The sequence below is a fragment of the Cupriavidus sp. H18C2 genome, from assembly GCF_049393795.1.
GTDB classification, from domain to species: domain Bacteria; phylum Pseudomonadota; class Gammaproteobacteria; order Burkholderiales; family Burkholderiaceae; genus Cupriavidus; species Cupriavidus pauculus_C.
On record NZ_CP186010.1, the window covers coordinates 696,556 to 709,405 of the forward strand.

Consider the following 12,850-nt stretch of genomic DNA (forward strand, 5'->3'; position numbering starts at 1 on the left):
TTCAAAGGCTCACGCCCCACCTGCCGTTCCCGTGCCGGCCGGCTCCAGGCGCGACACCAGCAACTGGTCGATCTTGTGGTGGTCGATGTCCAGCACCTCGAAGCGAAAGCCTGCCACGGTGATCGACTCCGATTTCTTCGGAATCCGCTTCAGTGCGTAGATGACCAGCCCGGCGGCCGTGTCGACGTAGTCGTCGCCGGGGATCGTGTCCAGTTCCAGCGCCTTCTTCAGGTCCACCAGCGGCGTCAGGCCGTCGACCAGCCACGACGTGGCGTCGCGCCGCACGATCTGCTCGTCCTCGGCCGAGTACAGGATGTCGCCCATCAGCGCCCCGACGATGTCGTCCAGCGTGACGATGCCCACCACCAGCCCGTACTCGTTCATCACCACCGCAAAGCTCTCGTGCATCTCGCGGAAGCGTGTCAGTGACTCCGACAGCGTCAGCGTGTCCGGAATCACCAGCACGTTCTTGTCGTAGTGCTTGCCGATGTCGCCCAGCACCGACGCATTCTCGTTGGCCAGCAGCAACTGCAGGATGTCTTTCGAATCCATGTAGCCCAGCACGTCGTCGATGGTCTTGCCGCAGACCGGGTACTGCGCGTGGGGCTGGTTGACCAGCTTGCGCCGCACGCTGTCGGCGGACTCGTCGAGCGTCAGGAACACCACGTCGTCGCGCGGTGCCATGATCGCGGTGATCGGCTTGGAATCCAGTTCGAACACGTTCTCGATCAGGTGCAGCTCGTGCTTGTGCAGCACGCCGGCCTCGGCGCCGGCGTCGACCATCGCGGCAATGTCCTCGGTGGTGATCTGGTCCACGGGCTTGGTCGGGATGCCCAGCAGCTTCAGCATCGCGTCGGCCGCCGCGTTGAACACCCACACCACCGGCTTGAAGACCTTCAGCAGCGTCAGCATCGGACCGATCACGTTGACCGCGCACGCTTCCGGGAAGGTCATCGCCACCCGCTTGGGAATCAGGTCGGCGAACTGGATGAACAGCAGCGTCACGACCAGGAACGAGCCGATGTTGGCCGTCCGCTGGGCCACGTCGGGGCTCAGCCAGGGCAGCAGGGCGTCGAACAGCAGGTCGGAGACGTGTTTCTCGCCGAGGATACCGGCCAGGATCGCCACGCTGTTCACGCCGATCTGGACGACGGTGAAGAAATTGCCGGGCTCTTCCTTGAGCAGCAATACCTTGGTGGCGCGGCGGTCGCCGCGTTCGGAGAGGACTTGGAGCTTGGTGCGCCGGGCCGCGGTCAGGGCGATCTCGGAGATCGAGAAGAACGCGCTCGCCAGCACCAGGAGAACTAGGGTCAGGACGAACATAAAGAAGCTCACGCGCCGGTCGGGGCGTGTCGATGATGGTGCACAGCGTGGTGGGCTGTCAATTGTCTGCGCAACGCCGGGCCTGCCGCCGGGCGGATCAGCGCGGCGCCGGCTCGAACTGCACGGCCGGCACCTCCAGGCGGTCGCCAAGCGTGGCGGCCAGCGCCGCCGCGGCGGCGGCGAACTGGGCCTGCATGTCGTCGACCAGGCTCGACGCCCCGCGATGGCTGGCCCGCAGCATGTGGATCTCGAACGCCAGTTCCGGCTGCAGGTCGTGCAGCGCCACGTGCGCCGGGTTGGCGCTGAGCGCCGTGTACTGGTCCAGCAGCGTCAGGCCCAGCCCGGCATCGACCAGCGCCAGCGCCAGCGAGTAGGTCTGCACCTCCAGCGTCGACTGCGGCTCCAGCGCGTGGCGCGCCAGCGTCTGGCGCACCAGCAGCCCCAGCGAGCTGTCGTCGTCATAGCCAATGAACGGCCGCTCCAGAACTTTGCGGATGGCCACCGTGCCGCGCCGGCCGCCCGAGGGCAGCGGCTGGGTGCGCGGCACGGCCAGCAGCATCCGGCCGGCGGCCACCGGCGCACTGGTGATTGCCTCGTGGCGCGGCGGCGAAAACGCGAATCCGACGTCGATCTGGTTGGCCAGCAGCGCCGCCATGATCTCGTTGGTGTGGTGCGTCAGCACCTGCACCTGCGTCTCGGGATGGCGCGCGCAGAAGCGGCGCACCGCGGGCACCAGCAGCGGGTTGGCCAGGCTGGGCGTGGCGGCCACGCGCAGCCGTCCCGCGCCCTTGTGGCGCAGGCTTTCGGACACGCGCCGCACGCGCTCGATCTCGCCATATAGCCTTTCGACATCGCCATAGAGCGCCTGCGCCTCGGGCGTGGGCTGCAGCCTGCCGCGCTGGCGGTCGAACAGGCGAAAGCCGAGCGACGCCTCGGCGTGCTGCAGCACGCGCGTCACCACCGGCTGGGAGACGTGGAGCAGGCGGGCGGCCTCGCTGACGGTGCCGGTCAGCATGACGGCACGGAAAACCTCGATCTGGCGCAGGCGCATCGTTGTGGTGCAGAAGGGGGCGGGGACGGGGCGAAAAAATGGTGCTCTGCACTACGGGTAGACCCGGGTGGCGGCGCCCATAGCCTGGGGACATATTCTGGCACGTATTGGCATTGGGCAAGCCGCGCCCGGTGCTCTACGCTCTGGCCCATCGTCGAAAGGGGAAGGCAAGGCAAGTCAGATGCGGGTAGCGATCGTGGGCGCCGGCGTGGTCGGCATGACTACCGCGTGGCGGTTGGCCAACGACGGCCATGAGGTGACGGTGGTGGAGCGTCACGACGGCCCGGGGGAGGAAACCAGTTTCGCCAACGGCGGGCAGCTCAGCTACAGCTACGTGGCGCCGCTGGCCGGGCCGGGTGTGCTGTCGAAGGTGCCGGGCTGGCTGCTGGACCGCGACTCGCCGATGCGCTTCCGCCCGTCGATGGACGCCGGGCAGTGGCGCTGGCTGATGGCGTTCATGCTGGCGTGCAATGCCACGACGAGCGAAGCCACCACGCGCAAGCTGCTGCGGCTGGCGTTCTATTCGCGGGACCTGATGCAGGCTTTCATGAACCGCCCCGAGGCGCGCGAGGAGGGCGGCGGCTTTGATTTCGCGCGGCGCGGCAAGCTGGTGGTGCACCGCGACGCGGCGGCCTACGACTCGGCATGCCGCTTGCTGGACTACCAGGCGAGCCTGGGCTGCGAGCAGCAGGCGCTGGACCGCGACGCGACGGTGGCGCTGGAGCCGGCGCTGGCCGGCATCCGCGACGACATCGCCGGCGCGATCTACACGCCAAGCGAGGAAGTGGGCGATTGCCATCGCTTCTGCGTGTCGCTGGCCCACCTGTTGCAAGGCAACCGGGCCGTGACGCTGCGGTTCGGCACTCGGGTGACGGCGCTGAGGCGGCAGGGCGAGCGCGTGACCGGCCTGCGCACCGACCAGGGCGATGTCGCGGCCGACGTGGTGATCGTCTCCGGCGGCATCGGCAGCGTGCCGTTGCTGCGGCCCGCCGGCATCCGGCCGATGCTGTGGCCGCTCAAGGGCTACAGCATCACGGTGCCGATTGCCGACGGGGCGCGGGCGCCGCACATCAGCGTGACGGACTTCGCGAACAAGATCGTCTACGCCCGCATCGGCAACACGCTGCGCGTGGCGGGCATGGCCGACATCGTGCGCGGCGGGGCCGTGGTGGACCGCGAGCGCGCCCAGACGCTGGTCACGCAGACGCGGGCCGTGTTCGGCAACGTGACGAACGGCGCCGGTCTGGACGCGCTGCAGCCCTGGGCCGGCCTGCGCCCCGCCACGCCGACCGGGCTGCCGATGATCGGCCCGTCGCGGCTGCCGGGGCTCTGGCTGAACCTGGGCCACGGCGCGCTGGGGTTCACGTTGGCCATGGGCAGCGCGGGCCTGCTGGCCGACCGGCTGGCGGGCCGCACGCCGGCCATCGGGACGGAAGATTTCAGTGCAGTGTCGGCCTGACCGGGCCGGCGCAATACGGGTTGTGCTGGAAGTGCGCAGTACGTTGGGTAGTGAGATTGCCTCGATATCAATATCTATTAAACCAAGCCCCTTGAAGGAGCGAACCATGAAGTCACTGTCTGTCCGTTCAACCCCCCTCCATCGCCTGGCCGCCGCAGCCCTGCTGGCTGGCGCGGCCGCCGGCGCCCACGCCGCCGATGGCGACACGCTCAAGAAGATCAAGGACAGCGGCGTGATTTCGCTGGGCTACCGCGAATCGTCGATCCCGTTCTCGTACTCGGACGGCAACCAGGTCATGGGCTATTCCCACGACTACCTGCTGGCCATCGTCGACAAGGTGAAGTCGACGCTGAACATGCCGAACCTGCAGGTCAAGATGACGCCGATCACGTCGCAGAACCGCATCCCGCTGATGCAGAACGGCACGCTCGACATCGAGTGCGGCAGCACCACCAACAACACCGAGCGCCAGAAGCAGGTGGCGTTCTCCAACAGCCTGTTCATCTACGGCATCCGCATGCTAACCAAGAAGGACTCGGGCGTGACGGACTTCCCGCAGCTCAAAGGCAAGAACGTGGTCACCACGGCCGGCACCACCGGCGAGCGCCTGCTGGTGAAGATGAACGGCGAGGGCTGGAACATGAACCTGACCAGCGCCAAGGACCATGGCCAGGCGTTCCTGATCCTGGAATCGGGCCGCGCCGCCGCGTTCGTGATGGACGAGCCGCTGCTGTACGGCGAGCGCACCAAGGCCAAGAACGCCGGCGACTGGGTGGTGGCGGGCACGCCGCTGCAGACCGAGAACTATGCCTGCATGTTCCGCAAGGACGATCCGTCGTTCAAGCAACTCGTGGACGGCGTGGTGGCCGACATCCAGAAGAGCGGCCGGGCCGAGAAGCTGTACACCAAGTGGTTCCTGCAGCCGATTCCGCCGCGCAATATCAACATGAACTACGCGCTGTCGCCGGAAATGAAGCAACTGTTCGCCGAGCCGAACGACAAGGCGTTCCAGTAAGCCGCTGTCCCTGAGCCTGCGGCCGTCCTCCGCCTGCCAGCGGGCGGCGGCTGCAGTGCAGAACCAGTTATATAACCATATCCAATCGTTATTTCGCCCTCGATAGTATTTGCGGTACCTTTGAGCCCGTTATAGGCTCCTAGAGCCGCCGGCAATCCCTCAAAAGGGGCACCGGCAACGCCACCGCATTCCACTGGAGAAGATATGCGAACGATTCGATCGGGTTGGTTCAAGTCCCTGCTGGCTACCGCACTGGTGGCCGGCGCCACCGGCATGGCCGCCACGGCCGCCCATGCCGCTGACCTGCTGGACACTGTCAAGCAGGCCGGCGTGCTCAAGGTCGGGCTCGAAGGAACCTACCCGCCGTTCGGCTATCGCGGCGCCAACAACGAGCTGGACGGCTTTGACGTCGACGTGGCCCGCGCCGTGGCCGGCAAGCTCGGCGTGAAGCCCGAGTTCGTGACCACCGAATGGAGCGCGATCATCGCCGGGCTGCAGGCCGGCAAGTTCGACATCATCGTCAACCAGGTGTCGGTCACCCCGCAGCGCAAGCAGGTGCTGGACTTCTCGACGCCGTACGTCTACTCGGCCGCCCAGCTTATCCAGCGCAAGGACGACAAGCGCGAATTCGCGTCGCTGGACGCGCTGAAGGGCCACAAGCTCGGCGTCAGCCTGGGCAGCAACTACAACGACCTCGCCAAGTCGGTGCCCGGCATCGACGTCAAGACCTACCCGGGTGCCCCCGAGTACCTGCGCGACCTGGCCGCCCAGCGCGTGGACGCGGCGCTGAACGACCGCCTGATGGTCAACTACCTGATCAAGCAGGCCAACCTGCCGCTGCGCCCGGGCGCGGTGCTGCCGGGCGCCAACAGCGAGGTCGCCATCCCGTTCCGCAAGGACAACCCCAAGTTCGCCGCCGCGATCGACAAGGCGCTGGACGACCTGCGCCGCGACGGCACGCTGGCCAAGCTGTCGAACAAGTGGTTCGGCTCGGACGTGACCAAGCCGGCCAAGTAACACGCTCAAGCGCGTCCGGCGCCTCTGGGGCGTCTGGCGCGTCGTTTCCTCCCTGGCCAGGGCCGCCGGACCGTCGTCCGGCCGCGTCTGGCCCGATGGCCGGGCGCGTCCCGGCCAATGTTTTTCCCACAGCCTGCCCATCACCCCCTTCCTGCGCCCGTCCCCGCGCTATCTCCGCGTCGCCGCCCGCGCTCCCGATCACGTATGATCGCGGCATTCCACGCCCAGTCGAATTCGAACCGCCCCATGTCCGCGCTCCAACTCGTCATCGATTCGCTGCCCGTCTTGCTGCAGGGCACGCTGCTCACGCTGAAGTTTGCCGTGCTGTCGATGGCGTTCGGTCTCCCGATCGGTATGGTGGTCGCGCTGATGGGCATTGGCCATCAGAGGATTCTGAAAGGGATTGCCTGGGTGTACGTCAGCATCATGCGTGGCACGCCGCTGCTGGTGCAGATCTTCGTCGTCTACTACGGGCTGCCGGGCATCGGCATCGCGCTGGAGCCCACGCCGGCCGGCGTGCTGACGCTGAGCCTCAACGTGGGGGCGTATCTGTCGGAAAGCATGCGCGGCGCCATCCTGGGCGTGGCGCGCGGCCAGTGGCTGGCCGCCTACAGCCTGGGGATGACGCCCGTGCAGACGCTGCGCCTCGTGGTGGGTCCGCAGGCGCTGCGGCTGGCGGTGCCGAGCCTGTCGAACAGCCTGATCAGCCTGATCAAGGACACGTCGCTGGTGTCGGTGATCACGGTGACGGAACTGCTGCGGACCTCGCAGGAAATCATCGCCGCGACCTACCAGCCGCTGCCGCTGTACCTGGCGGCCGCCGCGATCTACTGGATCCTGAGCACGGCGCTATCGGCCGTGCAGCACGTGATGGAGCGGCGCCTGTCGCTGCCGTCGCGTCACTGAGCGGGCTGGGGCGCGGGCGGCGGCTTGGGCGCCTCGACGTTGAGCGGGCGGCCCGTTTCGAGCAGCGTCTTGAGCCCGGCCAGGATCAGCGGCCAGCCGTTGCGGCCGCCTTGCAGGATCTGCGCGTCCACGGGCTCCTGATGCAGCTCGCTGACCGTCAGCCGCACCGCCTCGTCGCCCAGCGCGTCGACCTGCCATGTGACCACGACCTCGGGTAGCTGGCGGAACGCCTCCAGCCATTCCACACGCCACGTCACCGACAGCCGGTAGGGCGGCTCGGCGGCCAGCACCACGCCCTGCGAATCCACCTTGCCGTCCTCCATCCGCAGCACGAACGGGCTGCCCGGCTGCCAGTCCGATTCCACGCGGCGCCCAAAGAAGTAGCGCACGCTCTGGGCCGGATCGGTCAGCGCCTGCCAGACCTGTTCCGGCGTGGCGGCGATATAGGTGACGACGATGGTCTGCGGGGTGGTCATGGAGGCGTCTCCCTGCGTGGAAGGTGGCGCCTATTATGCGCTTGGCGGGGGGTGTGGGGGAGGGGGTGATACCGGGGGGATGCGGGGTTTGGCGCGCGATTTGGTGCGCTGGCGCGCTTCCACGGCCCCTCTCCCGCGGGCGGGAGAGGGGCGTAGACCAGAGGTAGCGAACGTCCTCAGGCCTGCGACGTTTCCGCGATGCGCCTGGCGATGTGGTCCAGCGCGTCTTCCACCTGGTCGATCAGGATCAGGCACAGGTCGCCGGGCTGCAGGCGGGACAGGGCCGTGTCGATGGCCAGGTACTCGCCGCGGATTTCCTCGGTGTGGCGGGTGCGTTGCGCGCCCACCAGCCCCTCGCGCAGCAGCGCCAGCACTTCGCCGTCCTCGCGGCCGCGCTGGCACTGGTCCTGGTACAGCACGACCTCGTCGAACACGCCGCCCAGGATCTGCGTCTGCTTGCGGATGTCCTCGTCGCGGCGGTCGCCGGCGCCGCTGATCACCACCACGCGCTTGTTCGAGCGCATGGTCTGCACGGCGTTGCACAGCGCCTGGATCGCGTCGGGGTTGTGGCCGTAGTCGGCAATCAGCGTGGCGCCCTTGTAGTCGAACACGTTGAAGCGGCCCGGCGCCGTGGCGGCGTCGCTCACGAACGTGGCCAGCGCGCGGCGGATCACGTTCCAGTCGATGCCCAGTGCCCAGGCGGCGGCGATCGACGACATCGCGTTTTCCACCTGGAAGCCGATCGAGCCATTGCGCGTGAGCGGAATGTCGGCCAGCGCAAACCGCACGCTGGTCTCGCCTTCGGTGGCCACGATCTCGGCGCCTTCCACGAACACCACGCGCTTGCCCTGGGCGCGGTGCAGCGCCATCGTCGGCAGGCCGGCGTCATGGGCGAAGAACGTGACTGACCCCGGGCAGGCGTCGGCCATGCGGGCGACCATCGGGTCGGCGGCGTTCAGCACGGCCATGCCGTGCGGCGCCACGTTCTGGACGATCACGCTCTTCAGCACGGCCAGGTCCTCGACGGTGCTGATGAACGACAGGCCCAGGTGGTCGCCTTCGCCCACGTTGGTCACCACGGCCACGTCGCAGCGGTCGAAGGCCAGGCCCTCGCGCAGCAGGCCGCCACGGGCCGTCTCGAACACGGCGGCGTCCACGTCGGGATGCAGCAGCACGTTGCGGGCGCTGCGCGGGCCGCTGCAGTCGCCGGTGTCGATGCGCTGGCCCTGGATGTACACGCCGTCGGTGCCGGTCATGCCCATGCGCAGGCCGTTGGAGGCCAGGATATGGGTGATCAGCCGCACGGTCGTGGTCTTGCCGTTGGTGCCCGAGACGGCCACCACGGGGATGCGGCCATCGTCGCCATCGGCAAACATGGTCGAGATGATGGCCTCGCCCACGGCGCGGCCCTTGCCGTACGACGGCTGCAGGTGCATGCGCAGCCCCGGCGCGGCGTTCACCTCGACGATGCCGCCGGCCTGTTCCTCGAACGGCTTGAGCATCGTCTCGCACACGGCGTCCACGCCGCAGATGTCCAGCCCCACCATCTGGGCCGCCGCCACGGCGCGCGCGGCGATGTCCGGGTGGACGTCGTCGGTCACGTCGGTGGCGCTGCCGCCCGTCGACAGGTTGGCGTTGTTCCGCAGCACCACGCGCACGCCCTTGGCCGGCACGGCGTCGGCGGACAGGCCCTGCTTGGCCAGCGTGGCCAGCGCGATGTCGTCGAAGCGGATCTTGGTCAGCGACGTGGCATGGCCCTCGCCCCGGCGCGGGTCGCGGTTCACTTCCTCCACGAGCTGGCGCACCGTGTGCGTACCATCGCCAATCACCTGCGGCGGGTCGCGGCGGGCCGCGGCCACCAGGTGCTTGCCGACGACCAGCAGCCGGAAGTCGTGGCCGGGGATGTAGCGCTCGACCAGCACGTCCGACGAGATGTCGGCCGCCACTTCATAGGCCGTCATCACTTCCTCTCGGGTGCGGATGCGCACCGCCACGCCCTTGCCCTGGTTGCCGTCGCGCGGCTTGACCACCACCGGGCCGTTGATTTCCTGCGCGGCGGCCCAGGCTTCCTCTGCGCTGGTCACCGACCGGCCCAGTGGCACCGGCACGCCGGCCGCGTGCAGCAGGCTCTTGGTCAGTTCCTTGTCCTGCGCGATCGATTCCGAGACCGCGCTGGTCATGTCGGTCTCGGCGGCCTGGATGCGGCGCTGCTTGCTGCCCCAGCCAAACTGGACCATCGAGCCCTGCGTCAGGCGCCGGTACGGGATGCCGCGCGCCACGGCGGCGTAGACGATAGAGCCGGTGCTGGGGCCCAGGCGCACGTCCTCGTCCAGCTCGCGCAGGCGGTGCAGCGCATCGTCCAGGTCGAACGGCTTGTCGTCGCGCGCGGCCAGGCAAAGCTGCTCGGCCAGCTCGAAGGCCAGCCGGCCCACTTCTTCCTCGCTGTACTGCACCACCACCTGGTAGGTGCCCGGTTCCAGCGTCGGCGCGGCGTGGCTGAACGTTACCGGGCAGCCGGCGGCGGCCTGCAGGCCCAGCGCGGCGGCTTCCAGCGCGTGGGCCATCGAGGGCGAGCCGGCTTCGTCGTCGGGGCGCATCGGCGGAATGGCCGGAAAGCGCGCCCGCAGGCGATCCTCGAAGCCGGGCAGTTCGGCCAGCAGGTGCGATTGGTCCGAACAGGCCACGATGGCTTCGATGGCGGTATGCCGGCACCAGAGATTCGGGCCACGCAGAGCCCGGATACGAGAGACTTCCATAGAATCGTTTGTCCGTTATTCTTCGGGCCGGGATCAGGCGCGGCGTCCGCTGCGGCCCATCCACTGGTGCACCTGCTCGACGGTGGACTCCGGGGAGCCCTCGTCGCACTGCAGGACCAGCAGGTCGCCCGCCACAAGCTGCGACAGCGCGGCTTCCACCGCGGCGCGGCGCGCGCCTTCGTCGATGATCTTGGTCACGCGGCGGCCTTCGTAGAGGCCCTTCTTGACCAGCGCGCGGGCCTCGGCGTCGGGCAGGTCGCGGCGCACGCTATGGTCCTCGCACAGGAACACACGATCGAACGACTTGCCGATGACCTTGCCCTGCTGCACCAGGTCCTCGTCGCGGCGCTGCACGCCGGCGCCGAACACCAGCATGCGGCGCTCGGCCGGAAAGCGGTCCAGCGCGGCGGCCAGTGCTTCCAGCGCCGGGGCGTTGTGGGCGTCGTCGACGATCACCATGGCGCCCTGGCGCTCGAACATCGTGAAGCGGCCCGGCACGTCCACCTGGCCCACGTCGAACGTGACGATGCCGGCGCGGATGAGGTCGTTGGAGATGCCGAGCGCCCAGCCCGTGGCCACGGCGGCCAGCACGTTGTCGATCTGGAACGCGACGCGGCCGGCGTAGGTCAGCGGAATGGCCGACACGTCGGTCAGCGCGGTCTCGCTGCCGCCGGTGGCCATGACCACCTTGCCTTCGCGCACGAACACGGCGCGCTTGCCGGCGGCGCGATGGGCGACGATGGCGGGCAGGTCGGCGGACAGGCCGAAGAAGATCACGTCGCCATCGCACAGCTCGGCCATCTCGACCAGGCGCGCGTCGGCGGCGTTCAGCACGGCGGCGCCGGTCTTCAGCACCACGTCCACCTGGGTACGCAGCACGCTGTACATGCGGTCCGCGTCCTCGACGTAGTAGTCGCCCAGGTGGTCGGGCTGGCCGAAGTTGGTCACCACGCCCACCTGGCAGCGGTCGTAGGGCAGGCCCTGCGACAGGATCATGCCGCTGTCGTTCTCGAACACCGCGGCTTCCACCGCGCGGTTCATCAGGATGCGATGACCGGCTTCCCAGCTCGCGCGCTCGCCCAGGTCGCCTTTCTCCACCTGGCGGCGGTCCAGGAACAGGCCGTCGCTGCAGGCCAGGCCGGTGTGCTTGCCCGATAGCTGCAGCAGCCGCGCCACGAGCTTGGCCACCACGGTCTTGCCGTTGGTGCCGGTGATGCCCACCACGGGGATGCGGCCGTCATCGTCCACGCCGTTGCGCGACGGGAACAGGTGGTCGACGATGGCGCGGCCCACGGGGCGCGGCTCGCCGTCGGCGGGCTTGATGTGCATCAGCAGGCCGGGGCCGGCGTTGACCTCGACGATGGCGCCGCGCTGGTCGGCCAGCGGACGCGAGATGTCCTCGGCCACCAGGTCCACGCCGGCGATGTCCAGCCCGACGATGCGGGCGGCCAGCGCCGCATGCGCGGCCACGCTGGGGTGCACGCGGTCGGTCACGTCGAATGCCACGTTGCCATTGCGCTGGATCAGCACGGTGCGGCCCTCGGGCGGCACGGCGCTGCCATCGGCATAGCCCTGGCGCTTCAGTTCCAGCCGCGCGGCCGAATCCAGCCGCACGCGGTTCAGCGGGTGGTCCTCGGTACTGCCACGGCGCGGATCGGAGTTGATCTGCGATTCGATCAGCTCGTCGATGGTCTGGCGGCCGTCACCCACGACCGACGCGGTCTCGCCCATCGCGCAGGCGACCATGCGGCCGCCGACGATCAGCAGGCGGTGCTCGTTGCCGGGCACGAAGCGCTCGACGATCACGCCGTTGCCTTCCTCGATGGCCACGCCGTAGGCGGTTTCCACTTCCTCGCGCGTCATCAGGTTCGTGAATACGCCGCGGCCGTGGTTGCCGTCGTAGGGCTTGACCACCACGGGCACGCCGATGCTTTCGGCGGCGTCCCAGGCGTCCTCGGGGCTTTCGACCATGCGGCCTTCCGGCACCGGCACGCCGCACGATTCCAGCAGCGTCTTGGTCAGGTCCTTGTCGCGCGAGATCGATTCGGCGATGGCGCTCGTGCGGTCGGTCTCGGCCGTCCAGATGCGGCGCTGGCGCGCGCCGTAGCCAAGCTGCACCAGGTTGCCGTCGGACAGGCGGATCGACGGGATGTCGCGGTCGTCGGCGGCGTCGACGATGCAGGCCGTGCTGGGGCCCAGGCAGTGTTCGTCGACCAGGCGGCGCAGGTGGTCCACGGCCGCGGGGACGTCGAACGGCCGGTCCTCGATGGCGGCCATGACCAGGTCGCGCGCGGTGAACAGCGCCGCGCGCGTGACCTCTTCATGCCAGGCCCGCACAATGACCTTGTAGACGCCGCGTACCGGGGTCTCGCGCGCCTTGCCGAACCCGCCGGGCATGCCGGCCAGGTTTTGCAGTTCGAGCGTGACGTGTTCCAGGATGTGGCCCGGCCAGGTGCCTTCCTTCAGCCGCATCAGGAAGCCGCCGCGCACGCCAGGGCTGCAGCGGTGCTCGATCAGCGTGGGCAGCCAGGCCGACAGGCGTTCGTAGAAACCGGGAATCTTGTTGGACGGAAAGTCCTCCAGTTCGCCGATGTCGACCCATGCCTCCAGCACCGGCCGATATGTCCACATATTCGGGCCGCGCAGCGACATGACATCGAAAATTTCAATGTCCTTCTTTTTCATTGCATTTGCTTGAGGCAGTGGGCGAGTGCCCGAGAAATGGAAGCCTAACCTTTCAATAACGTTACTGTAGCCTCAGGGTTGACCCTCGGTTATCCCTTTTGAGACTGGTAACGCATTGTGCAGCGCACCAAGACGCCCGCTTGTTTGCGTTATGTATACTTG

At 68.4% G+C, this 12,850-nt stretch carries 9 protein-coding genes; 4 read left to right on the plus strand and 5 right to left on the minus strand.

The annotated features are described in order from the left end of the window. Nucleotides 1–9: 9 nt before the first annotated feature. Both EPAKOI_RS03245 and EPAKOI_RS03250 read right to left on the minus strand, forming a co-directional pair. Nucleotides 10–1,323 (minus strand): hemolysin family protein, encoded by a 1,314-nt coding sequence (locus EPAKOI_RS03245; RefSeq protein WP_423192949.1) that lies wholly within the window; start codon nucleotides 1,321–1,323, stop codon nucleotides 10–12. A gap of 97 nt (nucleotides 1,324–1,420) precedes the next feature. Then, nucleotides 1,421–2,374, minus strand: a complete 954-nt coding sequence (locus tag EPAKOI_RS03250) for a LysR substrate-binding domain-containing protein (RefSeq protein ID WP_423192950.1) — start codon at nucleotides 2,372–2,374, stop codon at nucleotides 1,421–1,423. 181 nt (nucleotides 2,375–2,555) lie between these two features. On the opposite strand from EPAKOI_RS03250, the gene EPAKOI_RS03255 reads away from it, so the two are divergent. The 4 genes from EPAKOI_RS03255 (at nucleotide 2,556) to EPAKOI_RS03270 (ending at nucleotide 6,771) form a co-directional block, all read left to right on the plus strand. Then, a complete protein-coding gene (locus tag EPAKOI_RS03255) occupies nucleotides 2,556–3,833 on the plus strand; it encodes a D-amino acid dehydrogenase (RefSeq protein ID WP_423192951.1) in 1,278 nt (425 codons plus the stop codon). A gap of 106 nt (nucleotides 3,834–3,939) precedes the next feature. Then, the gene (locus EPAKOI_RS03260) at nucleotides 3,940–4,848 is read left to right on the plus strand and encodes a glutamate/aspartate ABC transporter substrate-binding protein (RefSeq protein WP_124682210.1); all 909 of its coding nucleotides are present in this window, start codon (nucleotides 3,940–3,942) and stop codon (nucleotides 4,846–4,848) included. Between the two features lie 204 nt (nucleotides 4,849–5,052). Continuing rightward, nucleotides 5,053–5,865 carry a transporter substrate-binding domain-containing protein gene (locus tag EPAKOI_RS03265; protein WP_124682209.1) on the plus strand — a complete coding sequence of 271 codons (813 nt, stop codon included), beginning with the start codon at nucleotides 5,053–5,055 and terminating at the stop codon, nucleotides 5,863–5,865. A gap of 246 nt (nucleotides 5,866–6,111) precedes the next feature. Next, nucleotides 6,112–6,771 (plus strand): amino acid ABC transporter permease, encoded by a 660-nt coding sequence (locus tag EPAKOI_RS03270; protein ID WP_124682208.1) that lies wholly within the window; start codon nucleotides 6,112–6,114, stop codon nucleotides 6,769–6,771. On the opposite strand, the gene EPAKOI_RS03275 is transcribed toward EPAKOI_RS03270, so the two are convergent. From EPAKOI_RS03275 to cphA (EPAKOI_RS03285), 3 genes are all read right to left on the minus strand, one after another. Beyond that, nucleotides 6,765–7,247, minus strand: coding sequence for an SRPBCC family protein (locus tag EPAKOI_RS03275; protein WP_124682207.1), 483 nt, complete (start codon nucleotides 7,245–7,247; stop codon nucleotides 6,765–6,767). The genes EPAKOI_RS03270 and EPAKOI_RS03275 overlap by 7 nt on opposite strands. A 176-nt stretch (nucleotides 7,248–7,423) precedes the next feature. Then, complete coding sequence (cphA, locus tag EPAKOI_RS03280; protein ID WP_423192952.1) at nucleotides 7,424–10,003, minus strand: cyanophycin synthetase; 2,580 nt, start codon at nucleotides 10,001–10,003, stop codon at nucleotides 7,424–7,426. Between the two features lie 33 nt (nucleotides 10,004–10,036). Beyond that, on the minus strand, nucleotides 10,037–12,688 hold the full coding sequence (gene cphA, locus EPAKOI_RS03285) for a cyanophycin synthetase (protein WP_124682205.1): 2,652 nt from the start codon (nucleotides 12,686–12,688) through the stop codon (nucleotides 10,037–10,039). Between the last annotated feature and the right edge of the window lie 162 nt (nucleotides 12,689–12,850).

Coding starts and splice junctions, on each gene's coding strand:
- EPAKOI_RS03245 (WP_423192949.1), bottom strand. CDS start 1,323: ATGTTCGTCCTGACCCTAGTTCTCCTGGTGCTGGCGAGCGCGTTCTTC.
- EPAKOI_RS03250 (WP_423192950.1), bottom strand. CDS start 2,374: ATGCGCCTGCGCCAGATCGAGGTTTTCCGTGCCGTCATGCTGACCGGC.
- EPAKOI_RS03255 (WP_423192951.1), top strand. CDS start 2,556: ATGCGGGTAGCGATCGTGGGCGCCGGCGTGGTCGGCATGACTACCGCG.
- EPAKOI_RS03260 (WP_124682210.1), top strand. CDS start 3,940: ATGAAGTCACTGTCTGTCCGTTCAACCCCCCTCCATCGCCTGGCCGCC.
- EPAKOI_RS03265 (WP_124682209.1), top strand. CDS start 5,053: ATGCGAACGATTCGATCGGGTTGGTTCAAGTCCCTGCTGGCTACCGCA.
- EPAKOI_RS03270 (WP_124682208.1), top strand. CDS start 6,112: ATGTCCGCGCTCCAACTCGTCATCGATTCGCTGCCCGTCTTGCTGCAG.
- EPAKOI_RS03275 (WP_124682207.1), bottom strand. CDS start 7,247: ATGACCACCCCGCAGACCATCGTCGTCACCTATATCGCCGCCACGCCG.
- cphA (WP_423192952.1), bottom strand. CDS start 10,003: ATGGAAGTCTCTCGTATCCGGGCTCTGCGTGGCCCGAATCTCTGGTGC.
- cphA (WP_124682205.1), bottom strand. CDS start 12,688: ATGAAAAAGAAGGACATTGAAATTTTCGATGTCATGTCGCTGCGCGGC.